Annotated in this window: 21 protein-coding genes and 1 tRNA gene; 10 read left to right on the forward strand and 12 right to left on the reverse strand. The window is 70.9% G+C overall.

What is annotated here, in order from left to right; translation table 11 throughout:
- Positions 1-19 precede the first annotated feature (19 nt).
- Positions 20-811, forward strand: coding sequence for a maleylpyruvate isomerase family mycothiol-dependent enzyme (locus DRB89_RS17255; RefSeq protein ID WP_112449213.1), 792 nt, complete (start codon positions 20-22; stop codon positions 809-811).
- A 39-nt stretch (positions 812-850) separates the two neighbouring features.
- Positions 851-1,693: an META domain-containing protein gene (locus tag DRB89_RS17260; protein ID WP_112449214.1), complete on the forward strand. Its 843-nt coding sequence runs from the start codon at positions 851-853 to the stop codon at positions 1,691-1,693.
- 99 nt (positions 1,694-1,792) lie between these two features.
- Here the strand turns inward: DRB89_RS17260 and DRB89_RS17265 are convergent, their stop codons facing one another.
- Together DRB89_RS17265 and DRB89_RS46340 are read right to left on the reverse strand one after the other, a co-directional pair.
- Positions 1,793-3,205 (reverse strand): sulfatase-like hydrolase/transferase, encoded by a 1,413-nt coding sequence (locus DRB89_RS17265; RefSeq protein ID WP_239516194.1) that lies wholly within the window; start codon positions 3,203-3,205, stop codon positions 1,793-1,795.
- A 127-nt stretch (positions 3,206-3,332) separates the two neighbouring features.
- Positions 3,333-3,428, reverse strand: a complete 96-nt coding sequence (locus tag DRB89_RS46340; protein ID WP_343234525.1) for a putative leader peptide — start codon at positions 3,426-3,428, stop codon at positions 3,333-3,335.
- 171 nt (positions 3,429-3,599) lie between these two features.
- Between DRB89_RS46340 and purF the strand changes: the two genes are divergently transcribed.
- Both purF and purM read left to right on the forward strand, forming a co-directional pair.
- Positions 3,600-5,117, forward strand: a complete 1,518-nt coding sequence (gene purF, locus DRB89_RS17270; protein WP_112449216.1) for an amidophosphoribosyltransferase — start codon at positions 3,600-3,602, stop codon at positions 5,115-5,117.
- A 162-nt stretch (positions 5,118-5,279) separates the two neighbouring features.
- Complete coding sequence (gene purM, locus DRB89_RS17275; protein WP_112449217.1) at positions 5,280-6,350, forward strand: phosphoribosylformylglycinamidine cyclo-ligase; 1,071 nt, start codon at positions 5,280-5,282, stop codon at positions 6,348-6,350.
- 101 nt (positions 6,351-6,451) lie between these two features.
- Here the strand turns inward: purM and DRB89_RS17280 are convergent, their stop codons facing one another.
- Together DRB89_RS17280 and DRB89_RS17285 are read right to left on the reverse strand one after the other, a co-directional pair.
- Complete coding sequence (locus DRB89_RS17280) at positions 6,452-6,724, reverse strand: DUF3073 domain-containing protein (RefSeq protein ID WP_112449218.1); 273 nt, start codon at positions 6,722-6,724, stop codon at positions 6,452-6,454.
- Between the two features lie 300 nt (positions 6,725-7,024).
- Complete coding sequence (locus DRB89_RS17285) at positions 7,025-8,134, reverse strand: Glu/Leu/Phe/Val dehydrogenase dimerization domain-containing protein (protein ID WP_112453483.1); 1,110 nt, start codon at positions 8,132-8,134, stop codon at positions 7,025-7,027.
- Between the two features lie 196 nt (positions 8,135-8,330).
- Here DRB89_RS17285 and DRB89_RS17290 point away from each other — a divergent pair, with 196 nt between their 5' ends.
- Positions 8,331-9,185, forward strand: coding sequence for a hypothetical protein (locus DRB89_RS17290; protein ID WP_112449219.1), 855 nt, complete (start codon positions 8,331-8,333; stop codon positions 9,183-9,185).
- A gap of 557 nt (positions 9,186-9,742) precedes the next feature.
- On the forward strand, positions 9,743-9,949 hold the full coding sequence (bldC, locus tag DRB89_RS17295; RefSeq protein WP_003949541.1) for a developmental transcriptional regulator BldC: 207 nt from the start codon (positions 9,743-9,745) through the stop codon (positions 9,947-9,949).
- 647 nt (positions 9,950-10,596) lie between these two features.
- On the opposite strand, the gene DRB89_RS17300 is transcribed toward bldC, so the two are convergent.
- Positions 10,597-10,670, reverse strand: a tRNA-Asp gene (locus DRB89_RS17300).
- 69 nt (positions 10,671-10,739) lie between these two features.
- A complete protein-coding gene (gene hrpA, locus DRB89_RS17305; protein WP_112449220.1) occupies positions 10,740-14,717 on the reverse strand; it encodes an ATP-dependent RNA helicase HrpA in 3,978 nt (1,325 codons plus the stop codon).
- Between the two features lie 170 nt (positions 14,718-14,887).
- On the opposite strand from hrpA, the gene DRB89_RS17310 reads away from it, so the two are divergent.
- On the forward strand, positions 14,888-15,517 hold the full coding sequence (locus DRB89_RS17310; protein WP_112463326.1) for a hypothetical protein: 630 nt from the start codon (positions 14,888-14,890) through the stop codon (positions 15,515-15,517).
- Between the two features lie 47 nt (positions 15,518-15,564).
- On the opposite strand, the gene DRB89_RS17315 is transcribed toward DRB89_RS17310, so the two are convergent.
- The 3 genes from DRB89_RS17315 to DRB89_RS17325 are packed head-to-tail and all read right to left on the reverse strand — an operon-like array spanning position 15,565 to position 18,204.
- Positions 15,565-16,593 (reverse strand): NAD(P)/FAD-dependent oxidoreductase, encoded by a 1,029-nt coding sequence (locus DRB89_RS17315; protein WP_112448322.1) that lies wholly within the window; start codon positions 16,591-16,593, stop codon positions 15,565-15,567.
- On the reverse strand, positions 16,590-17,126 hold the full coding sequence (locus DRB89_RS17320) for an isoprenylcysteine carboxyl methyltransferase family protein (protein WP_112448321.1): 537 nt from the start codon (positions 17,124-17,126) through the stop codon (positions 16,590-16,592). The genes DRB89_RS17315 and DRB89_RS17320 overlap by 4 nt, the downstream gene beginning before the upstream one ends.
- Before the next feature lie 7 nt (positions 17,127-17,133).
- Positions 17,134-18,204, reverse strand: coding sequence for a 3-oxoacyl-[acyl-carrier-protein] synthase III C-terminal domain-containing protein (locus DRB89_RS17325; protein ID WP_112448320.1), 1,071 nt, complete (start codon positions 18,202-18,204; stop codon positions 17,134-17,136).
- Between the two features lie 79 nt (positions 18,205-18,283).
- Here DRB89_RS17325 and DRB89_RS17330 point away from each other — a divergent pair, with 79 nt between their 5' ends.
- Both DRB89_RS17330 and DRB89_RS17335 read left to right on the forward strand, forming a co-directional pair.
- On the forward strand, positions 18,284-19,192 hold the full coding sequence (locus DRB89_RS17330) for a UbiA family prenyltransferase (protein ID WP_239516195.1): 909 nt from the start codon (positions 18,284-18,286) through the stop codon (positions 19,190-19,192).
- Positions 19,193-19,282: 90 nt separating this feature from the next.
- Positions 19,283-20,008 carry a hypothetical protein gene (locus DRB89_RS17335; RefSeq protein WP_112448319.1) on the forward strand — a complete coding sequence of 242 codons (726 nt, stop codon included), beginning with the start codon at positions 19,283-19,285 and terminating at the stop codon, positions 20,006-20,008.
- 49 nt (positions 20,009-20,057) lie between these two features.
- On the opposite strand, the gene DRB89_RS43005 is transcribed toward DRB89_RS17335, so the two are convergent.
- The 3 genes from DRB89_RS43005 to DRB89_RS17350 all read right to left on the reverse strand — a co-directional run bounded on the left by DRB89_RS43005 (position 20,058) and on the right by DRB89_RS17350 (position 21,862).
- Positions 20,058-20,741 carry a barstar family protein gene (locus DRB89_RS43005; protein ID WP_162688614.1) on the reverse strand — a complete coding sequence of 228 codons (684 nt, stop codon included), beginning with the start codon at positions 20,739-20,741 and terminating at the stop codon, positions 20,058-20,060.
- A 203-nt stretch (positions 20,742-20,944) separates the two neighbouring features.
- On the reverse strand, positions 20,945-21,265 hold the full coding sequence (locus DRB89_RS17345; protein WP_112448317.1) for a hypothetical protein: 321 nt from the start codon (positions 21,263-21,265) through the stop codon (positions 20,945-20,947).
- A gap of 9 nt (positions 21,266-21,274) precedes the next feature.
- Positions 21,275-21,862, reverse strand: a complete 588-nt coding sequence (locus tag DRB89_RS17350) for a hypothetical protein (RefSeq protein WP_239516196.1) — start codon at positions 21,860-21,862, stop codon at positions 21,275-21,277.
- A 222-nt stretch (positions 21,863-22,084) separates the two neighbouring features.
- Here DRB89_RS17350 and DRB89_RS17355 point away from each other — a divergent pair, with 222 nt between their 5' ends.
- Positions 22,085-22,516, forward strand: a complete 432-nt coding sequence (locus tag DRB89_RS17355) for a VOC family protein (RefSeq protein WP_112448316.1) — start codon at positions 22,085-22,087, stop codon at positions 22,514-22,516.
- Positions 22,517-22,572: the final 56 nt, after the last annotated feature.

The raw sequence follows: 22,572 nt of genomic DNA on the forward strand, positions 1-22,572 counted from the left end.
GCGGCGTAAGGTCGGCGCCATGCCGCCCACCAAGAAGAAGCCGCGCACCTACGACCACGACAAGACCAGCGCGGCCGTCGTCGCGCAGTTCGGGCATGTACGGGACGCCGTACGGGGGTTGGACGCCGAGCAGCTCGCCCGGCCGAGCGGGCTCGGTGACTGGTCCGTCGCCGAACTCGCCGCGCACATCGCGTGGATCGCCGACTCGCTGGCCGGCGGCCTGGCCCGGCCGCCCGCCGCCGTCGCCGAACTGCCCGCGGCGCAGTGGCCCTTCGCCACCGCCTCGCTCGCCGGGAAGATCGCCGAGGCCGCCAAGGAGACCCTCGACGGCGCCCCGCTGCCCGAGCTCTACGACCGGGCCGCCGCCCGCATGGCCGAGGCGCTCGAGGCGAACCCCGGCAGCCGCGTGCTGGACCTGTGGATCGGGGCCATGACGGTGGCCGACTTCCTGGTCACCCGTACCGTCGAGCTGGTCGTCCACACCGACGACCTGCGCCGCGCCACCGGAGTGGACGTGCCGATCGACCGGCAGGCCCTGGCCGCCTGCACCCGGCTGCTCGCCGACGCCCTCGCGCTCAAGGCTCCGGGCGGGGCGGTGGAGTTCCGGGTGCCGCCGTTCGCGGTGGTGCAGTGCGTCGAGGGGCCCCGGCACACCCGAGGCACCCCGCCGAACGTGGTGGAGACCGACCCGCTGACCTGGATCCGCCTCGCCACCGGCCGTACGAGCTGGGCCGAAGCGCTGGACGCGGCCCAGGTCCGGGCCAGCGGAGAGCGCGCCGACCTCTCGGCGCTGCTTCCCCTGATGAGCTGAGCCGGGGAACCACCGGGGCGCCGGCCGCGTCCCAGCGGCATGCGTACGCTGCCGCTCCTCCCCGCCGCCCTGGTCGCCGTACTCGCGCTGTCCGCCACCGCCACCGCCTGCGGTGACGGCGGCGGGGCCGGAGGTACGCCCCCCGACCGCACCTTCTCCGGGAGCTGGTCGGTGGTGAGCCTGACCGTGGACGGACGGAAGCTGACCGCGCCGGATGCCGCCCGGCTGACCCTGGAGCCGGGTCAGGGGGGCCGGGAGGCCGAGGCCACGGGCAACTACGGCTGCAACGGCTTCACGGCCGCGGTCGTCTTCGAAGCCGGGTCCGCCATCACCGTGCGGCCGGGCGCCTCCACCGACATGGCCTGCGCGGACATGCGGTTCGAGACGGAGTTCGCCAGGCTTTTCCAGGGCCGGCTGACCGTCCGGGAGCAGCCGGACACCGTCACGCTGAAGACCGCCGCGGGGGACGAGATCAGCCTGACCACGAAGCCCCGTACCCCCAAGGCGTCGCTCGTGGACACCGTGTGGACGGTGGACTCCCTGCTCGGCGGGGGCACCGCGAGCTCGCTGGCTGCCGAGGCGGCGGGCCGGGCCCGCTTCACCGTCGCCGCCGACGGCTCCGCGAGCGGCAACCTCGGCTGCAACCGGTTCAACGCGAAGGCCACCGTCGAGGGGAACCGGCTCACCTTCGGGACGCTCACCACCACCCGGATGGCCTGCGAGGGCGGGGCCGGCGAGGTCGAGCGGGCGCTGACCGGGCTCTTCGGCAGCGGCCCGCTCGACTGGAGGATCCAGGGCGACGCCCTCACCCTGACCGCGAGCGGCGACGGCGACGGCGGAGCCAAGGGCATCACCGCCAAGGCGGGCTCCGCCACCGGGTGACCCCGGGTCCAGGTGACCCCGGGTCCGGGAGGCCGTGGTGGCCGCGCCGGACCGGCCGTGGCCCACGGCCCTCCACAGGCTGTGGACCACGGATCGGGATCAGCCCGGGTAGGGCAGCAGCCCCGCGTTGGTCTTCTCCCAGGCAGCCCGCAGCTCGGCCAGCCGGGCTGGCTCCAGCGCCGCCTTGTCGGCCTGCTCGCGGATGTCCCCGGCCAGGTTGAAGAGCTGGTCGGTGCCCGCCTTGCCGCGGTAGTACTTCCAGTCCCCGCGGCGCAGCGCCCGCTCCCCGCGCACCCGCCAGAAGAGGTTGCGCTCGGCGATCCTCTCGCCGCGCAGCAGGTATCCGGCGAGGCTTACCCCGTCCAGCGGGTACGCCGGGTTCGCGCGGGCGCCCGCCAGTTCGAGCACGGTCGCCGTCCAGTCCGGGGTGAAGACCGGGACGTGGCTGACCTGGCCGCCGTCGAGCCGGGCGGGCCAGCGCACGATGTTCGGGACGCGGATGCCGCCCTCCTGGAGGGAGGCCTTGTTGCCGGCGAGCGGCCAGTTGTGGGAGAAGCGCTCCCCGCCGTTGTCGCTGGAGAAGAAGACCAGGGTGTCCTCCTCCTGCCCGGAGCGCCCCAGCGCCTTCAGCACCTCGCCGACCGAGCGGTCGAGGTCCTCCACCATCTGCTTGTACTTCTCGATGGAGCCGCCGTCCTGGTGCCAAAGGGCCCGTCCGTCACCGGCCTTGATCCGGCGCGTCACCTCGGCGCTCGCCTCGGTGTCCCCGTCGGCGATCCACGGCCAGTGCGGGGTGGTGAAGTTGAGGTTCAGCAGCCACGGCTTGTCGCCGTGGTCGCGGGAGACGTACTCGCCGGCGCGCTCGGTCAGGATCCGCGTGTAGTAGCGCAGGTCCTTGTACTCGGCGTCGCCCTCGTACAGGTCGTACTCCCCGCCCAGGCCGAGCTTGGAGTAGTACTCCAGCGCTCCGCCGAAGTTGCCGAAGAACTCGTCCCAGCCGGACTTGGTCGGGCTGTAGTCGGGCAGGTAGCCGCAGTGCCACTTGCCGATCAGCGCCGTCGCGTAGCCGGAGCCCTTCAGCAGCGAGGCCAGGGTCGGATGGGTGGGCTCCAGGCCCACCGACTTGTCCGCGATGGGCTCGGCCAGCCCGCCCTTGGCGCGGCCCGGGTAGCGGCCGGTGTACAGGCTGAAGCGGGTCGGGGAGCAGGTCGCGGAGCCGGAGTAGGCGTCGGTGAAGCGCACGCCCTGGCGGGCGAGCCTGTCGAGGTTCGGGGTCTTGATGTGCGGGGCCCCGTAGGAGGACAGGTCGGCCCAGCCGAGGTCGTCCGCGAGGATGAACAGGATGTTCGGGCGGCGGGAGCGGCGGCCGCGCGCGGCCCGGAAATCCTGCTCTCCGGGGCCGGCGGCCTGGGCGGGCGCGGCCGCGCCCAGCCCCACCGCCGCGGCGGCCGCGGTCACGCCGACCGCGCCGCCGAAGGCGCGCCGGGACAGGTTGGATCCGTTCGAGGTCACAGGTGCTCCAGGGCATGGCCCGCCGGCCGGCTCCGGGCAGCGCGGGACGGCGCAGGGCACGGCGGAGCTGGCTCACGCGGGGGAAAAGGGGGAAGCGGGAAAAAGAAAAGCGAAAAGCGGCGTGTGACTACGCGAAACAGCGACAGATGGCGCTCGCGACACGGACCAGGTCCACGTGCCGGCGCTCGACGAGGGTGACGGAGTGGTCACCGAGAGGCTGCATGGGCCGGAAGCTTGTACGAACCGACAGGCGGCTGTCAACCAGGGCAATCCGGATATTGAGACGGCCCGTGTGCGGTCACCCTCCGCAGGGATTGCCCGACTGTGCGCACTGTGATTTTTACGGGGCGTCCCCAATTCGGACCAGTGGTCGATCTCGCCTACACTCGGAGGCGTGCCTCGTGGTGATGGACGACTCAACCACGACCTGCTCCCCGGCGAAAAGGGCCCCCAGGACGCTTGCGGCGTCTTCGGTGTCTGGGCTCCGGGTGAAGAGGTCGCCAAGCTCACCTACTTCGGACTGTATGCACTGCAGCACCGCGGACAAGAGTCCGCGGGCATCGCTGTGAGCAACGGTTCCCAGATCCTCGTCTTCAAGGACATGGGCCTCGTTTCCCAAGTCTTCGACGAAACCTCTCTCGGCTCGCTCCAAGGTCATATCGCGGTCGGTCACGCCCGCTACTCGACCACCGGGGCCTCCGTCTGGGAGAACGCGCAGCCCACCTTCCGCGCGACCGCCCACGGCTCCATTGCCCTGGGTCACAACGGCAACCTGGTGAACACCGCCGAGTTGGCCGAGATGGTCGCCGACCTCCCCCGTCAGGACGGCCGCGCCACCCAGGTGGCGGCCACCAACGACACCGACCTGGTCACCGCCCTGCTGGCCGGCCAGACGGACGACGACGGCAAGCCCCTGACCATCGAGGAGTCGGCCACCAAGGTCCTCCCGCTGGTGAAGGGCGCCTTCTCGCTCGTCTTCATGGACGAGGGCACGCTCTACACCGCCCGTGACCCGCAGGGCATCCGCCCGCTGGTCCTCGGCCGCCTCGAGCGCGGCTGGGTGGTCGCGAGCGAGACCGCCGCCCTGGACATCTGCGGCGCCAGCTTCGTCCGCGAGGTCGAGCCGGGCGAGCTCATCGCGATCGACGAGAACGGTCTGCGGACCTCTCGTTTCGCGGAAGCAAAGCCCAAGGGCTGTGTCTTCGAGTACGTCTACCTGGCGCGCCCGGACACCGACATCGCCGGCCGCAACGTCTACCTCTCGCGTGTCGAGATGGGCCGGCGCCTGGCCAAGGAAGCCCCGGCCGATGCCGACCTGGTGATATCGACGCCGGAATCGGGCACGCCCGCCGCCGTCGGGTACGCCGAAGCCAGCGGGATTCCGTACGGCGTCGGCCTGGTCAAGAACGCCTACGTTGGCCGGACCTTCATCCAGCCCTCGCAGACGATCCGCCAGCTGGGCATCCGCCTCAAGCTCAACCCCCTCAAGGAAGTCATCCGGGGCAAGCGCCTGGTGGTCGTCGACGACTCGATCGTCCGCGGCAACACCCAGCGCGCCCTGGTCAAGATGCTCCGCGAGGCCGGCGCGGCGGAGGTCCACATCCGGATCTCCTCGCCGCCGGTGAAGTGGCCGTGCTTCTTCGGCATCGACTTCGCCACCCGGGCCGAGCTGATCGCCAACGGCATGACGGTCGACGAGATCGCCACGTCGCTGGGCGCGGACTCGCTCTCGTACATCTCGCTCGACGCGATGGTCGAGGCGACGACGATCCAGAAGCCCAACCTCTGCCGGGCCTGCTTCGACGGCGTGTACCCCATGGAGCTGCCCGACCCGCAGCTGCTGGGCAAGCAGCTCCTGGAGTCGGAGCTGGCCGGCGGCACGGACGCCGCCGACGCGCTCCGGCGCCCGTAGGGCCGCGACACCGCGTACGGTCCGCGGGCTCACCCGAGCCCGCGGACCCGTAGGCCCCCTTCATCCTGCACATCCTGCTCAAACTGCGCGCGGGCTCGTCTTTGAAGCTTCTCCCGGGCCCTCGCACCACACGCAGCAACGACACGAAAGCTCTCTCCTGTCATGACAGAGAAGACCACCGGTGCCAGCTACGCAGCCGCGGGCGTGGACATCGACGCGGGAGACCGCGCCGTCGAGCTGATGAAGGAGTGGGTGAAGAAGACGCAGCGCCCCGAGGTCCTGGGCGGCCTCGGCGGCTTCGCCGGCCTCTTCGACGCCTCCGCCCTCAAGCGCTACGAGCGCCCCCTGCTGGCCTCCGCCACCGACGGGGTCGGCACCAAGGTCGACATCGCCCGCCGCATGGGCGTGTACGACACCATCGGCCACGACCTCGTCGCGATGGTCATGGACGACATCGTCGTCTGCGGTGCCGAGCCGCTCTTCATGACCGACTACATCTGCGTCGGCAAGGTCCACCCCGAGCGTGTCGCGGCCATCGTCAAGGGCATCGCCGAGGGCTGCGTCCTGGCCGGCTGCGCCCTGGTCGGCGGCGAGACCGCCGAGCACCCGGGCCTGCTGGGCCCGGACGACTTCGACGTGGCGGGCGCGGGCACCGGAGTCGTCGAGTACGACCGGCTGCTGGGCGCGGAGCGTATCCGCACGGGCGACGCCGTCATCGCGATGGCATCCTCCGGTCTTCACTCGAACGGGTACTCGCTGGTCCGCCACGTCCTCTTCGACCGGGCCGGAATGGCGCTGGAGCAGCACGTCGAGGAGCTCGGCCGGACCCTCGGCGAGGAGCTGCTCGAGCCCACCAAGATCTACTCGCTGGACTGCATGGCCCTCACCCGTACGGCCGAGGTCCACGCCTACTCCCACATCACGGGCGGCGGCCTCGCGGCCAACCTCGCCCGGGTGATCCCGGACCACCTGCACGCCACGGTCGACCGCTCGACCTGGGCCCCCGGCGCGATCTTCGACCTGGTCGGCAAGGCCGGGCAGGTGGAGCGCCTGGAGCTGGAGAAGACCCTGAACATGGGCGTCGGCATGATGGCCGTGGTCCCGCAGGAGTCGGTGGACGTGGCCCTGACCGCGCTGTCCGACCGGGGCGTCGACGCCTGGGTCGCCGGCGAGATCCTGGATCGGGGCGACCTCACCGAGGGCGCGACCCTGACCGGCGACTACGCGAGCTGATCAGCAGGACCGAGTGCGAGCAGCACGGAAACCCGGCCCGGGGCGATGCCCTGGACCGGGTTTCGGTGTTCTAGACCTTGCGTGCAGACACCGTGAAAGCGTCAAGCGCCGCGACGATGCGCAGACGGACCGGACTCTTCGTCCTCGTCCTCTTCGTCATCGTCGTTGTAGAGGGCCGCGTACTTGGCGTACGGGTCGTCTTCATCTTGATCGTCATCGTCATCGACTTCGACCGGCACGCTGACAGGCAGCGGCGGATCAGTCGGCGATGCGCCCAGCTCATTGGCCAGACGCGACAAGTCAGTCCCGCCGCTGCTGTACTTCAGCTGGCGGGCGACCTTCGTCTGCTTGGCCTTTGCCCGGCCGCGCCCCATGGCTCGACCCCCTCGGTGACGGGGCTCGACGGCCCCAGAGTCTGACACGCGTTCATGGTTCGGAGCGGGCTCTCCGTGGAGAGACCGTCCGTAGGGGTTTAACGGTACCTGCTTCCGCGGCCATACGGTACGCCGCCCGCATGACGCGCCCCGGTGCAGTACCAACAAGGCGCCCCGTCCTCGCTGGTCAGCTGCGATTTTAGCCCTTTCCTGACGGGCGACCCGCCGAAGCGCAGTGAGTTCCGTCTCGCCGCGCCCCGACGGGCTCGCCCGAAGGGCCCCGTAAAGGCCCCGTGAGGATCAGACCGTGCGCGTCAGGCGGGCGTCCGCCATGCGCTGCTCGGCGATCCGGTCGGCCGCCGCGGCCGGCGGAATTCCGTCCGCCTTCGCACGTGCGAAGATCTCCAGCGTGGTGTCGAAGATCTTCGAGGCCTTGGCCTTGCAGCGGTCGAAGTCGAAGCCGCGCAGCTCGTCGGCGACCTGGATGACCCCGCCCGCGTTGACCACGTAGTCCGGCGCGTAGAGGATCCCGCGGTCGGCGAGGTCCTTCTCCACACCCGGGTGCGCGAGCTGGTTGTTCGCCGCCCCGCACACGATCTTCGCGGTCAGGACCGGCACGGACGTGTTGTTCAGGGCCCCGCCCAGCGCGCAGGGGGCGTAGATGTCCAGGCCCTCCACGCGGATCAGCGCCTCGGTGTCGGCGACGGCGGTCACCTTGCCCGGGTGCTTGTCCAGGATCCTCTGGACGGACTCCGCGCGGACGTCGGTGATGACGACCTCGGCGCCGTCCTCCAGCAGGTGCTCGACCAGGTGGTGGCCGACCTTGCCGACGCCCGCGACGCCGACCTTGCGGCCGCGCAGGGTCGGGTCGCCCCACAGGTGCTGGGCGCTGGCGCGCATGCCCTGGAAGACGCCGAAGGCGGTGAGCACCGAGGAGTCGCCGGCGCCGCCGTTCTCGGGGGAGCGGCCGGTCGCCCAGCGGGTCTCGCGGGCCACGACGTCCATGTCGGCCACGTAGGTGCCGACGTCGCAGGCGGTCACGTAGCGGCCGCCGAGGGACTCCACGAACCGGCCGTAGGCCAGCAGCAGTTCCTCGGACTTCAAGCCGCCCTGTTCCCTGCTGGCCGGGTCGCCGATGATCACGGCCTTGCCGCCGCCGAGGTCGAGCCCGGCGAGCGCGTTCTTGTACGACATGCCGCGCGAGAGGTTCAGCGCGTCGAGGACGGCTTCCTCGTCCGAGGCGTACGCGTGGAAGCGGGTGCCGCCGAGGGCCGGGCCCAGGGCGGTGGAGTGGATCGCGATGACGGCCTTGAGGCCGGAGGCTCGGTCCTGGCACAGCACGACTTGCTCGTGGCCACCCTGTTCCGAACGGAACAGGGTGTGCAGGACGCCGTCGGTCATTTCGGTCACGGTGGTGACTCCCATGGAAGAGATGCGGCGGAAAAGACGCCCGCCCTGCGGGTGGGGGAGGGCGTGCTGGGAGCAGCGTAAGACCTGCGGGGCCCCGTGATCCTCCCTGTCCGGAGATCGGGACACTCGGGGGTTAGACCCGGCCCCGCGGCCGCCCGTCGGAGTAGCACCGGGCGGGGCGGGGGAGTACGAGAGCGTGAGCGAATCCCCCGATCCCCGGCTGTCCTCCGCCCGCTCGACGCCCGTCGTCCCGTACGCCTCGTACCTGCGGGTCTACGAGCCGCTGGCCGCTTTCCCGGAGCCCGAGCGCACGCACTGGGCCGACTACGCCCGGCGCGGGGTCATCGCGACGGCCCAGGACGAACTGCGCCGCTCGCTGGTGGATTTGGTGCGGGTGCCCGTGGTCGGGGTCCCGGCCCACGAGAGCGCGGACGCCTTCACCGCCGAGGTGGGCGGGACCCTGCTGGTCTGCCCGTGGCGGACCAGGCTGCGCGGCTGGCTGGCGCTCCAGGAGCTGGGGGCCGACTTCCCGGCGCCGGTCCTCGACGCCGCGCTGCCCGCGGCGGCCCGGCGCCGCGCCGCCGAGGAGTACGAGGCCTGGCGCGGGCGCAACCCCGACGCGCGCCCGTGGATCCGTACGGGGGTGTGGCAGGTGCCGCTGCGCTGGTTCGTGCTGGTGTCCGACGAGGAGCGGGAGTACGTGCCGGGCGAGCGGCTGCGCTACCGGACGCCGATGGTGCAGGCCCGGCGCAGGCTCGCGCGGGGACTGCGGACCCTGCGCGAGGCGGAGGGCTACGGAATGCTCGCCGACGGGCTGGTGGAGGTCGGGAGCTGGCTGGAGGAGTTCCATCCGCGCTCGATGGTGGAGCTGGACTACGGCGGGCTGCTGCACGCGCTGCCGGCGGCGCGGCTGGAGGAGGACCGCTCGGCCCGGGACCTGGCGGCGGGGATCGCGGCGCTGCGGGCCGGGGACCGGGAGGGGGCGTCCGAGACGTACGGGGTCCTCGCCGAACGCTGGCGGGCGGTCCGGGAGCGACTCTTCGCCAACTAGTGCGATCGGGCGAGTAGCGAACCGGAGCGCCGATGTCCATCGGCCGATCGGCCGGCCCCGGGAGGGAACGGCCTGGTCACGGTCGTGATGCCCTCTTTTGGGTCTTTGTTCCGGGACCTACGTCCCGATACGGGCCATTGGCCCAAGCGTGACGGACCGCACTATCTACACCCTTGCGCCCTTCCCCTACCCTCGTGCCAAAATAGGACAAGGAGTCCGGGGAGGGTTCCTTCCGTCCAACTAAGGGCGGAATGCTCGGTATTGCGCTCTACGGGGGGTCTGACGACTCCTGATCGCCCTGTGACTGATCGTCACAGTGGGGTGACTGTCCGTTATGGGACGGTCCATCGGCTTCCGCCGCTGATGAACACCTCGGAGGGCAATTCCGTCGGTTTGGCCCTTGGGGCTGGACGGATGGTGTAGTTGTAGTGCCGAGGACAAGCCGTTCGTCCTATAACCGACTCGGCCCGCGTATGTCCATTTCGGGCAACGTGGGCCAAGGTGCAGAATTTAGAGGAAAGAACCGAGATGGTTCGGTTCTCCCGAGGAGGCCGCTCATGACCGCTCGCACCCCTGATGCCGAGCCGCTGCTGACCCCGGCTGAGGTTGCCACGATGTTCCGCGTGGACCCGAAGACGGTCACCCGCTGGGCCAAGGCTGGCAAGCTCACGTCCATCCGCACCCTGGGTGGACACCGCCGTTACCGCGAGGCTGAGGTCCGCGCACTGCTTGCGGGAATTCCGCAGCAGCGCAGCGAGGCCTGAGGTTCCGCAGCACTACTTATCGACGGGTCGATATCGGGTCCCCCAATCCGATGAGCCCCACATAGCTTCATGCGACCGGACCTGCCCCAACAGGTTCACCAGTCGTTCGATCGCGCTGGACTCCGCCGGGTCCAGCGCGATCTTTTTTATGCCCTGGTCAGGGCGGTATCGGGCGGGTGTGCGGACGTCTCGGGGGTGGGTGCCATTGCACATATAAAATCGAGCAGGCGTATGGGCGCGATAAAAGCGTACGTCTCAAAAACACATGGGGTGACTCCCGTCACAGGTGATCACTCTTGTGATGTGGGCAACCCACCCCGTAATGGGACGTGCCGTGCGGACCGCATCGGGCGAACGGGCGATTTTCCCGGCGGGGCCCGGGGCCGGCCCGGGGTGGACTCCCGGGCGGCCCGTGGGCCGCGCACCGGTCCGCCAGGCCCTCGGGCCGGACCGGGCGCCGGATCGGCCGTACGGGCCCACCAGGGGGCCTTCAGGCGGTCCTTGGGGGTGTTTCGGGAGGACGGCCGGGGTTCCGGTGCGGTTGGGGCACTGTTCCGGCATGATTCCCGGCTCGGGTCCCCGCGTGGTTCCCGGCTCGGAAACGCGTCAGGGCCCGCATCCAGAGGATGCGGGCCCTGACGATCTTGCGAACCTGACGGGACTTGAACCCGCGACCTCCACCTTGACAGGGTGGCGAGCTAACCAACTGCTCCACAGGTCCTTGTTTTGCGGCCGCTGGGCGGCTGCGAAACAGACTGTACCGCAGCTCAGGGGGTGCAGTCGAACCCGATCATCGGGCCGGTCCCGGTGCCGCCGCGTCCACCGCCTTCACGATGCGCTTGTCGGAGATCGGATACGCCGTTCCGAGGGCGTGCGCGAAGTAGCTGACCCGCAGTTCCTCGATCATCCAGCGGATCTCGGTGACCTCCGCCGGGACCGGGCGGCCCTTGGGCAACTGCTCCAGCAGCCACAGGTACTCGTCCCGCATCTCGTGGACCTTCTCCATGCGCGTGGTGTCGCGCTGGACGCCCGTCGGCATCTGCTGGAGCCGCCGGTCCGCCGCCACCAGATAGCGCATCAGGTCCGGCAGCCGGCGCAGTCCGGCGAGCGTGACGAACCCGGTCGGCACCAGGGCCGCCAGCTGGTTCCGCACGTCCTGGACGTTCGCCATCAGGGCCAGGCTGCTCGTGGCCTTCAGCCGCCGCTCGCAGGCCTGCCAGGCCGCCAGCACCTGCTGCACCTGCGTGATCGTCCGCACGGTCGTGTCCACCAGGTCGGCCCGCACGGCCTCGTAGAGCTTGCGGAACCCGGCCTCGTCCCACGCCGGTCCGCCGTGCCGCGCGATCAGGTGGTCGGCCGCGGCGGTCGCGCAGTCGTCGAACAGCGCCTGGATGGAGCCGTGCGGATTGCGCGACAGGGCCAGCTTCTGCTGGTTGCTGAGGTGGTCCGAGGCGAACTTGGCCGGGTTCACCGTGACGTTGAGCAGGATCAGCCGCCGGGTGCCGAGCCGCATCGCCTGCTGCTGCTCGGCCTCGGTGTCGAAGAGGCGTACGGAGACGCTCGTACCGGCGTCCACGAGCGCCGGGTACGCCTTCACGGGCTGGCCGGCCAATGGGGTATCCCCACGCCGTCCACGGCGGAGGGGAAGGGTCTCGAAGACCTTGGGCAGGGCGCCGATCGTCCAGTCCGTCAGCCCGGTCTTCTCCACCGACTCCCCGCCCTCGCGCTCGGCGCTGGCCGCGGCGGCCTGCGAGAGCGCCTGGCGGGCCTTGGGCTTGAGCTGGAGCCGCAGGGCCTCCAGGTCCTTGGCCTCGGCGAGGTTCTTGCGGCGCTCGTCGACGATCCGGAAGGTGATCTTCAGGTGGTCGGGGATGCGGCCGAGGTCGAAGTCCTCGGCGGTGACCGGGACCCCGACCATCCGGTGCAGCTCGCGGGCGAGCGTCACGTGCAGGGGCTCCTGCAGCGGCCGCGCCGTGGCCAGGAAGCGAGTCGCGAAGTTCGGCGCGGGCACGTAGTGCCGGCGGATCGGCTTCGGGAGGGACCGGATCAGCTCGGTGACCACCTCCTCGCGAAGGCCCGGGATCTGCCAGTCGAAGCCCTCGTCCGTGACCTGGTTCAGCACCTGGAGCGGGATGTGGACGGTCACGCCGTCCGCGTCCGCGCCCGGCTCGAACTGGTAGGTGACCCGGAACTTCAGCGGGCCCTGCGCCCAGGAGTCCGGATAGTCGGCCTTGGTGACCCCGGCCGCCTTCTCCGTCAGGAGCATCTCGCGCTCGAAGTCGAGCAGCTCGGGCTCTTCGTGCTTCTTGTGCTTCCACCAGGAGTCGAAGTGCGCCCCGGAGACCACGTGTTCGGGGATCCGCTGGTCGTAGAAGTCGAAGAGGGTCTCGTCGTCGACCACGATGTCGCGGCGCCGGGCCCGGTTCTCCAGCTCCTCCACCTCGGTGAGGAGCTTGCGGTTGTCGGCGTAGAACTTGTGGTGGGTCCGCCAGTCGCCCTCGACCAGGGCGTTGCGAATGAACAGCTCGCGCGAGACCTCGGGGTCGATCCGGCCGTAGTTGATCTTCCGCTGGGCGACGATCGGCACGCCGTACAGGGTGACCTTCTCGAAGGCCATCACGGCCGCCTGGTCCTTCTCCCAGTGCGGCTCGCTGTACGTGCGCTTGATCAGGTGCTGGGCCAGGGGCTCGACCCACTCCGGCTCGACCTTGGCGTTCACCCGGGCCCACAGCCGCGAGGTCTCCACCAGCTCGGCCGACATCAGGAACTTCGGCTGCTTCTTGAACAGCGAGGAACCCGGGAAGATCGCGAACTTGGCGGACCGGGCCCCCAGGTACTCGTTCTTGTCGGTGTCCTTGAGCCCGATGTGCGACAGCAGGCCGGCCAGCAGCGAGATGTGCACGCTCGTCTCGGGGGCGTCGGCCTCGTTGACGTGGATGCCCATGGTCTTGGCGACCGTACGCAGCTGCGAATAGATGTCCTGCCATTCGCGGATCCGCAGGAAGTTCAGGTACTCCTGCTTGCACATCCGGCGGAAGGCGGAAGAGCCGCGCTCCTTCTGCTGCTCGCGGACGTAGCGCCACATGTTCAGGAAGGAGAGGAAGTCGCTCGTCTCGTCCTTGAAGCGGGCGTGGTTCTGGTCGGCCTGCGTCTGCTTGTCCGAGGGCCGTTCGCGCGGGTCCTGGATGGACAGGGCCGCCGCGATGACCATGACCTCGCGGACGCAGTTGTTCTTGTCCGCCTCCACCACCATGCGGGCCAGGCGCGGGTCCACCGGGAGCTGGGACAGCTGGCGGCCCATCGGGGTGAGCCGCTTGTTGTGGTCCTTCTCCGAGGGATCCAGCGCGCCGAGCTCCTGGAGGAGCTGCACGCCGTCGCGGATGTTGCGGTGGTCCGGCGGGTCGATGAAGGGGAACTTCTCGATCTCGCCGAGGCCGGCCGCGGTCATCTGGAGGATGACGGAGGCCAGGTTCGTGCGCAGGATCTCGGCGTCCGTGAACTCCGGACGGGTCAGGAAGTCGTCCTCGGAGTAGAGGCGGATGCAGATGCCGTCGCTGGTACGGCCGCAGCGGCCCTTGCGCTGGTTGGCGCTGGCCTGCGAGACCGGCTCGATGGGCAGCCGCTGGACCTTGGTGCGGTGGCTGTAGCGCGAGATGCGGGCGGTGCCCGGGTCGATCACGTACTTGATGCCCGGGACGGTCAGCGAGGTCTCGGCGACGTTCGTCGCGAGGACGATCCGACGGCCGGTGTGCTGCTGGAACACCCGGTGCTGCTCGGCGTGCGAGAGGCGCGCGTAGAGGGGGAGGACTTCCGTGAACCGCAGATTCCGTTTGTTGAGGGCGTCCGCGGTGTCGCGGATCTCGCGCTCGCCGGAGAGGAAGACCAGGACGTCGCCCGGGCCCTCCGCCTGGAGCTCGTCGACGGCCTCGCAGATCGCGGTGATCTGGTCGCGGTCGCTGTCCGCCGCGTCCTCGTCATCCTCTTCGAGGAGCGGGCGGTAGCGGACCTCCACCGGGTACGTACGGCCGCTGACCTCGACGACCGGGGCGTCACCGAAGTGCCGGGAGAAGCGCTGCGGGTCGATCGTCGCCGAGGTGATGATCACCTTGAGGTCGGGGCGCTTGGGCAGCAGCGTGGCCAGGTAGCCGAGCAGGAAGTCGATGTTCAGCGACCGCTCGTGGGCCTCGTCGATGATGATCGTGTCGTACGCGCGCAGCTCGCGGTCCGTCTGGATCTCGGCGAGCAGGATGCCGTCCGTCATCAGCTTCACGAAGGTGGCGTCCTGGTCCACCTGGTCGGTGAACCGGACCTTCCAGCCGACGGTCTGCCCGATCTCGGACTTCAGCTCCTCGGCGATGCGCTCCGCGACCGTGCGGGCCGCGATCCGGCGGGGCTGGGTGTGCCCGATCATGCCCCGGACACCGCGCCCCAGCTCCATGCAGATCTTGGGGATCTGCGTGGTCTTGCCGGAGCCGGTCTCGCCCGCGACGATCACGACCTGGTGGTCGCGTATCGCCTCGGCGATCTCGTCCTTCTTCTGGCTGACGGGCAGGTTCTCGGGATACGTGACCTCCGGCATCCGCGAGGCGCGTCCGGCCAGTCGCGCGGCGGCCTTTTCGGCCTCCGCGGCGATCTCGTCGAGCACGGCCTGCTTGGCCTCGGGCTTGCGGATACGGCGGGCGCCTTCGAGGCGGCGGCCGAGGCGGTGCGCGTCACGGAGGGAGATCTCACCGAGAAGCGTCTGCAGGGCGGCGAAGGAAGTAGACATACCTGGTCGAGGATCTCACCCGCAGGTGCCGGGTGGCGAACGCATTTGTGGGGCGGACCCGTACCATTTCGGGACGAGTCCGCCGAGTCCGCCCGAGTGTCCCAGTGATGTCCCAGTGATGTCCCAGTGAGAGGCCGCCCACGATGCCCCGCCCCCGCAGCCTCCGGTGCGTGTTCGCGCTGCTGCTGGGCTGGGCGCTGCTGACCGGGATCCTCGCGGGCGGGGCCGCCGCGCAGCCGGCCGCCGGGCAGGGCCCCGTACGCCCCGCGCCCTCCGCGGCGCCGGCGCAGACGGAGCCTCCCGCGCTCCTCGCGGCGCACGCGTCGGCGCCTGCCCCGGCCGAGGCCCGGGCGCCCCTTGCGGCGCCCGCCCCGGCGCAGACGCCCCCGCCCCTCGCGGCGCATGCCCCGGCGCCTGCGGCCTTCGGGCACGCCGGGGGCCCCGGGCCCGCCTGCGCTCCCGGGGCCCCCGGGCACGACGGCGGGCCGGCCCTGCCCCATCCCCCTGCGCGGTCTCCACCTCGCTGCACAGTGCGGTGTGCGGCGCCGGTTCGCGCCCGGTTCGAGGGCTGGTTCACCCTTTCGGGCGGCTCGGCCCTCGACTACGGCACCGTCACCGGCCCGCTGCTCGTCCCCTTCCTCACCTCCACGGCCTGGATCGCCGCCTGCGCACGCCGCCACGACGGCGACCCCCCGGAAGCGGACGGCCATCTGTTCGCCGGTCTTGCCGGCCTGCTGCTCGTCATCGTCCTGGGCGTGGTGGTCGGTTTCCTCATCGCGATCGGCCACGCGATCTTCTGAGGACGAGAGGACCGCAACCGGCGCTGTGGGGGACGGACTTCGCGTGGTCACGCCAGCAGGTTCACGGCGTGCTGGAACAGGCCGGGGAAGTGCGCGGCGGCCGGGGTGATCCAGGGCGCCAGCCGGGGCTGGTTCCGGGCCCACAGCAGGGACTTGGTCAGCAGCCGGTAGTTGCGGGAGAGGCGGCTCCACGCACGTTCGTAGGCCTGTGGCCGGCCTTCGCGCAGGCAGCGCACGAGTTCGGCGGCGGCCGTCAGGGCGAGGGCGAGGCCCTCGCCCGTCAGAGCGTCGACGTACCCTGCGGCGTCGCCCACGAACAGGACCCGTCCGGCCACCCGGGAGCGGGCCTGTTGGCGGAGCGGACCCGCGCCGCGGACCGACGTCCGGCCCGCCGCGATGAGCCGGGACTCCAACAGCGGGAATCGGGCCAACTGGGCGTCGTACGGAAGCTGTTCGCACGTCAGGACGGCGATGCCGACCTGGTGCGGGCCCAGCGGAGTGACGTACGCCTCGCAGCCGGCCGACCAGTGCACCTCCACCAGGTCGCTCCACGGCTCGACGCAGTAGTGGCGCCGCAATCCGTAGCGCGGCGGCCGGCGCCCGGCGGTCGGCCGCTCGGACAGGCCGAGCGCGCGCCGGGTCGGCGAGTGCAGTCCGTCCGCTGCCACGAGGTAGCGGGCGGTCATCCCGTCCGCCGTGACGCACTCGCCGTTCTGGCTCACTTGGCGAACGCGGTGGGGGAGGACCGGGATGCCGAGCTGGGCGGCCCGGGCGGCCAGTGCCTCGTGCAGCAGGGTGCGGCGCGCGCCGAGGCCGTGCCCCGCCCGGAACACCGCTTCGGCGCGCCGCTCGCCGGCGGCGTCCACGTAGCGGATGCCCCGCAGGGGCCAGCCCGGCACCTCCACGCCCAGTGCGTCCAAGGCGCGCACCGCGCCCGGCATCAGGCCCTCTCCACAGGCTTTGTCGATGGGCGTGGGACGCGGTTCGGCGACCACGACGTCGAACCCGGCGAGCGCTCCGTGGATCGCGGTGGCCAGGCCCGCCGGGCCGCCGCCCACGACGAGGAGGTCGATCACGTGACCGCGCCGGGGGCGGGGAGGGGGCGCGCGGTCGCCAGCGCGTCGTCCTCGCAGCGGATGCGTACGGCCAGCAGGGCGGCGTTCAGCAGCGAGAAGCCCAGGGCGGTCACCCAGGCGGTGTGCACCAGGGGAAGGGCCATGCCCTCGACGGCGACCGCCAGGTAGTTGGGGTGACGCAGGTACCGGTAGGGGCCGCGGGTGATCAGTGCGAGGCCGGGGACGATCAGCACGCGGGTGTTCCATCGGGGGCCGAGGGCGCTGATGCACCACCACCGCAGGCCCTGGGCGGCCAGCACCAGGACCAGGGCGGGCCAGCCGAGCAGGGGCAGGAAGGGCCGGTCGGCAGCCCAGGGCTCCACGAGGCAGCCGAGCAGCAGGGCCGCGTGCAGGGCAACCATCGCCGGGTAGTGCCCGGCCCCGTGTTCGAGGCCGCCCCGGGCCCGGCTCCAGGCACCGTTGCGGCGCGCCACCAGGAGTTCAGCCAACCGTTCGGCGACGACCAGCAGGATCAGCACGGTGTACGGGGTCATGGCGCGGTCACCAGCCCAGCAGTACGAGTTCGGAGGAGAATCCCGGACCGAAGGCGATCATCAGGCCGGTCGATCCCGGCGGCGGCGCCGCGGCGCCGGTGTCGCGCAGGATCTGCAGCACCGAGGCGGAGGACAGGTTTCCCGTGGCGGCCAGCGCGCGGCGGGAGGGTGCCAGGGCGGAGTCCGGCAAGCCGAGCTCGTCGGCGAGCACGTCCAGGATTTTCGGGCCGCCGGGATGGCAGATCCAGGCGGTGACGTCCCGGGGCTTGAGGTCGTGAGCGGCGAGGAAGGACTCGATCTCCTCCGCCACGTGCAGCCTGACGAGTTCGGGAACCTCCCGGCCGAGCACCATGCGGAAGCCCCAGTCGCCGACGTCCCAGCCCAGCAGGTGTGCGGTCCCCGGGTACAGGCGGCTGCGCGTGGCCGTGACCACCGGCCCGGACGGGCCGGCCCCCCGCGCCGTCGCGGAACTGAGGTCGTCGCCGACCGCCACCAGCGCGGCGGCCCCGTCCCCGAACAGGCTTCCCGCCACCAGATTCGCCATCGAGGTGTCCGCGGGCTGCAAGGTGAGCGAGCACAGTTCGGTCGACAGCAGGAGCGCCGTAGAGCCCGGCCGGCCGGTGAGGAAGTCGTGGACCCGGGCCAGCCCCGCCGCACCGGCGGAGCAGCCGAGCCCGAACATCGGTACCCGCTTGATGTCGGGCCGCAGGCCGACCTGCGCGGCCAGCCGGGCCTCCAGGGAGGGCGCCGCGATGCCCGTCACGGTCGTCGAGACGACCAGGTCGATCTCCTCGGCCCGCACCCCCGCCTCGTCGAGTGCCCGCTCGACCGCTTCGGCACCCAGGGCGACGCCGAGTTCGACGAACAGACGGTTGGTGTCGCCGAAGCCGTTGAGTTCCCGGTACCGGTCCAGAGGGAGGGCGAGGTGACGCGTCTTCACCTGGGCCGCGCCGTGCAGCCGGCGCAGGAGCGCGCCGTCGGCCCCGGCCGGCAGACAAGAAGCGAGGACGTCGGTGATCTCCTGCTGCGTGTAGCGGTGTGGCGGGAACGCCGTGCTCACCGCGAGGACCCGTGTCATTGCTCCAACATAGGGACAGCGGGGCGTCGGCACGCTGAACACGGCCGCCACGGGCGCGCCGGACGCATAGCGTGGTGCGGTGCCCGCCACCACCGACGAAGGAACCGCCGCGCCGACCGCGCACGCAGGCTCGACGACGGCCCGGCGGCTCGCCCCCGCGAGCCTCCTGGGGCTCCTGAAGGCCAGTCACCCTGTGCCTGCCGCCGCCGTCACCCTCCTCACGGCCCTCTTGGCGGCCGCCGTCGGGCTCGGACCCGCCGCCGGGACCACGGCGGCGGCCGCGGTCGCCGCGGGCCAGCTGTCGATCGGCTGGTGCAACGACCGCCTGGACATGCGCCGCGACGCGGCGGCCGGCCGCCGCGACAAGCCGCTCGCCGCGGGGGAGGTACGGCCCGGCGCAGTGGCCGCGGCCTCGTGTACGGCCCTGCTCGCCTGCGTCCCGCTCTCGCTGGCATGCGGCGCACGGGCCGGCTGGGTCCACATCGGCTGTGTCGCCGCGGCCTGGGCCTACAACCTGTGGCTGAAGCACACCCCCGCCTCCTGGCTGCCGTACACCGTCGCCTTCGGACTGCTTCCCGCCTTCCTGACCCTGGCCTCGCCAGCGGCTGACTGGCCGCCGATGTGGCTCACCGCCGCGGCGGCCCTGCTGGGGACCGCCGCCCACTTCGCCAACGCCCTGCCCGACATCGACGAGGACATCGCGGGCGGTGTGCTGGGACTCCCACAGAGACTGGGGCGACGCGCATCCATCGCGCTGGCCGCCTGCCTCGCCTTCGCCTCCTGCGCGGTGGTGACCCTCGGCCCGGCCGGCCCGGTGCCGCTCGCCGGCCGGGTGCTGCTCGGCGTGACACTGGTCCTGTGCCTGGCGGCACTGGCCGCACCGCCCGCCCTCGCACGCGGCCGGATGCCCTTCCTGATCATCCTGGCCCTGGCCGGAGCCGACGCCGCACTCCTGGTCCTGGCCGGCCACGCCCTGCCCACCGGCTGAGCGCGTCCCCTGCACGGCCGTCCGGCGAACCGGCTCGGCACAGCGACCGGGGCGGCCGGGGCCAGGTCGGGCCTGAGGTTCAATGTCTGGGTGGTGAACTGGGCGCAGATGTACGACTGGCACTCTGACGTGGACCGAGTCCCCGAGCTTCTGGATCGTGTGGAGCGTGGGGACGGCGGCGAGGCGTGGACGGAGTTGGGACACCGGCTGATCCTGGAGCGCGACCTGGTGTCGCTCGCCGGCATCGCCGCCCTGCCCCGTCTGGTGCGTCTCGCGGCGAGGAGTACGGAGGCACGGCACCTGGCCGGAGAAATCATGGAGCGCGCGGCAGGACGCCACGGCGGTGACGACCTGCTGGTTGGCAGCGTCGATTCGATCGCCGAGTTCGGCATCCTCCTGGACCGGCACCTGCAGTCCCGTCCGGCCGACTACTTGGTGACATTCCGTGCACTGCTCGCGGTCCGGGAGCAGTACCACTGGGCCAACGTCCTGGGGGACTTCGCGGACGACTTCTACGACCTGCCGTGTCCTCACTGCGCCACGCAGGTGACCGTCGCCATCGGCGACTACGGGCGCTACTCGGCGATCCGCGACTGGAACCGGGGCGACGTGGACCTGCGTGACCTCCGACCGGCATCCATCGAGAAGCTTTCGGGCGTCGGCCGGTGGATGCACGAGATGGCCGTCCGCGATGGGGAAGCTGTCCTCGCGGAGGGAATCTCCCATCTTTTCGGCAGGGCGGAGTGTCCGAGATGCGCCAGCGTCTTCACCATCGCGGATGAGTACGAGGCCGCCAACTGCCCGGTGCTCCGGTAGCTGCTGCGAAGGGGCAGAGGTGGCCGGCGTGGTTGTCTGATCGAGTCATCTACTCAGCGAACCCGGTCGCTTGGCTGGCGCGGCCCATCAGGTAGCCGTCCGAATGGTCGCGGTGCAGGAGCTCAGAGCGGGACTGGAGGATGTCCAGGGCCTCGTGGATCGAGCAGCCGAGGCGGTCTCGGAACAGCTGGATGCCCTTGATGGTCATGCCGCTGAGGATCTCCTCGTCCGCGAAGGAGAGCGGGCCGGCCGTCCAGGGGGCGGACGCGGGATCTCCACCGGGCCAGTCCACGTCGGTCAGGGTGGCGAGCAGGCGGCCATCCGAGAGCGCCACCGCCACGTCCATGCCCCGGGCCGCCTTCTCCGTGAAGGCAGCGGGTGTGGTGTGGTCCAAGAGGAAGACGAAGTGCTGGGCTATACGCTGCCGCCACTCATCGAGCACGCCGTCGCCGTCCAGACGGAGGTTGGAGTTCCAGGCTGCCTGGGCGAGGACCGATACGAACAGCCCGAGGAAGTCCGACTTCAGCAGGTCGTCCGCGTGCTCGATCAGGATCGCGAGGTCCTGGTTGCCGTGTCCGGGGCCGTGCCAGTCGTGGAGGCAGTCCACGAGCGCGTCCCAGTTGTGGCCGAAGTAGCCGAGGAACGACAGCTCCCGGGCGAAGGTGCGGAAGACGGACGCGGGATCCCGCATCTCCCGGCCGTCCAGCCGCAGGACCAGACCGTTTCGGTGCACGAGCGCGGCCGTTTCCGACGCCAACCACGGGTCGGCTGAGGAGGTGAACACGACCCATGGAGAGCGGTGTTCCGTCAGAGTGGGCTTGGCCATCATGGGCGAGATCCTTGCACGGCGCTTGCTCGGAGCCAGAGTGATTTACGGAGGGTAGATCGTGCTCAACGAGCGTCGTCCGCGCAGTTCAGGGGGCTACTGCAGCAGGATCATCTTCCGCAGCAGGTGGAAACCAGCTCGTCCGTAGAGGTCGAGCAGCTCCGCGAGCCCGCGCGGGACGTCGGGTCGCGGCGCCGGACGGGTACGGCCAGCCCGAGCGACACCCTGGTCTCGGCCTCGGCGACGAACCGGTTCAGGAAACCGGAGACCGAAAGCAGCTCGGAGCGCGGTGACTTGACCGCGAGATCGGTACCCCACCGCAGGTGGCGCATCCGGTGGACCAGGCCCATCCCGCCGTGCTCGCACGTCCGCAGCACCTCGTACCGGCCGTCGACGACCTCGCCGACCAGCCGGCGCCGCCCGCTCCCCACACAGCCTGGTCAGGAGTCGTCGTTGGCGGGGCCGTACCGCAGTTCGCCCGCGACCGGGAGGAGGTAACCGATCCCGCGGGATTCCGGGAGTTCGCCTCCCAGCGTCGCGGCATCGCTGCACCCGGACGTCTCGAATCCGATGAACCCCGCGTGGAAGTCGACGGCGCGGAAGACCTCGGCTCCGATGGTGGCGAGCCAGTCGTCCAGGACCGGGGAACGGTAGGACCGCGGACGCTCGATGTCGAGGCCCGCCTCGTCCAGGGCCCCGATGGGGAGGTAGAAGTCCAGCCAGTCGACGGGGTCGTCGCCTTCCTCTCGGATGGTCATGGCGCCGCAGGCCACGGTGTGCCCGGTCGGCAGCCGGACCTGCCCCAGCACGTGCCCGAACTCCGTCAGCGACTCGACCGTGCAGCCCACGGACTCCTGCTCCCCGGGCGCGCGCCGCACATCGCCGAAGCACCCCTCGACGCCCGCCGCGGACCACACCGCCGTCAAGGCCCGCTGAAGCCGCGCGTCGTCACGGGGGCCCACCTCGATCGCCAGCTCGTAGAAGCCGCCGTGCCACGTGGACTCGCTGAAGGTTCCGCAATCACCCATGACACGATCATGAAGGGCCCGGGCCAAGAGCAAGCGACCCGATCGCCTATCCCCCCGACCACCAAACCGGACCCGAAGAAACAGGCCGCGCCTGGTCCGGCCGCTGATGGCCGGTGTGGGGGCCTGTTTCTTTGTCGCATGCCGCGTTTCGGCTGGCATGTGGGCAGCCCGTGGGCGACGGTGGACCTTCCCTACACCGTTCGTGTTCCGAGGAGACCCTTCATGAACTGGACGCTCGAAGTGGTTCCGGTCCCCGTCACCGACATGGACCGGGCGAAGGAGTTCTACGCCGACAAGGTCGGTTTCACGGTCGACCTTGACAGCGAGGTCGCACCCGGCATCCGCATCATCCAACTGACCCCGCCCGGCTCACGCTGTTCGATCGCGCTGGAGCACGGGATGCCCCCGGCGCCCGGTACGCGTCAGATGGCACCGGGCACGCTGCAAGGCCTGCAACTCTGCGTCACCGACATCGAGGCGGCGAGAGAAGAGCTGGTGGTACGCGGGGTGGACGTGTCCCCGGTACGCCACATCGGCGAGAACGGCTGGGCGGACGGCAAGGGTGACACCTGGAACTCCTTCCTGACCTTCACCGACCCGGACGGCAACGGCTGGATGATCCAAGAAGCACCCTCGGAGCTGTCGGAACGCTGACGGCCGCGGAGCCCTCATGCCCCTGGGCGGCAGCCCGTGCTCCGTCCGGTGCGGCC

The organism is Streptomyces sp. ICC4, from assembly GCF_003287915.1.
In the GTDB taxonomy this organism is placed as follows: domain Bacteria; phylum Actinomycetota; class Actinomycetes; order Streptomycetales; family Streptomycetaceae; genus Streptomyces; species Streptomyces tritrimontium.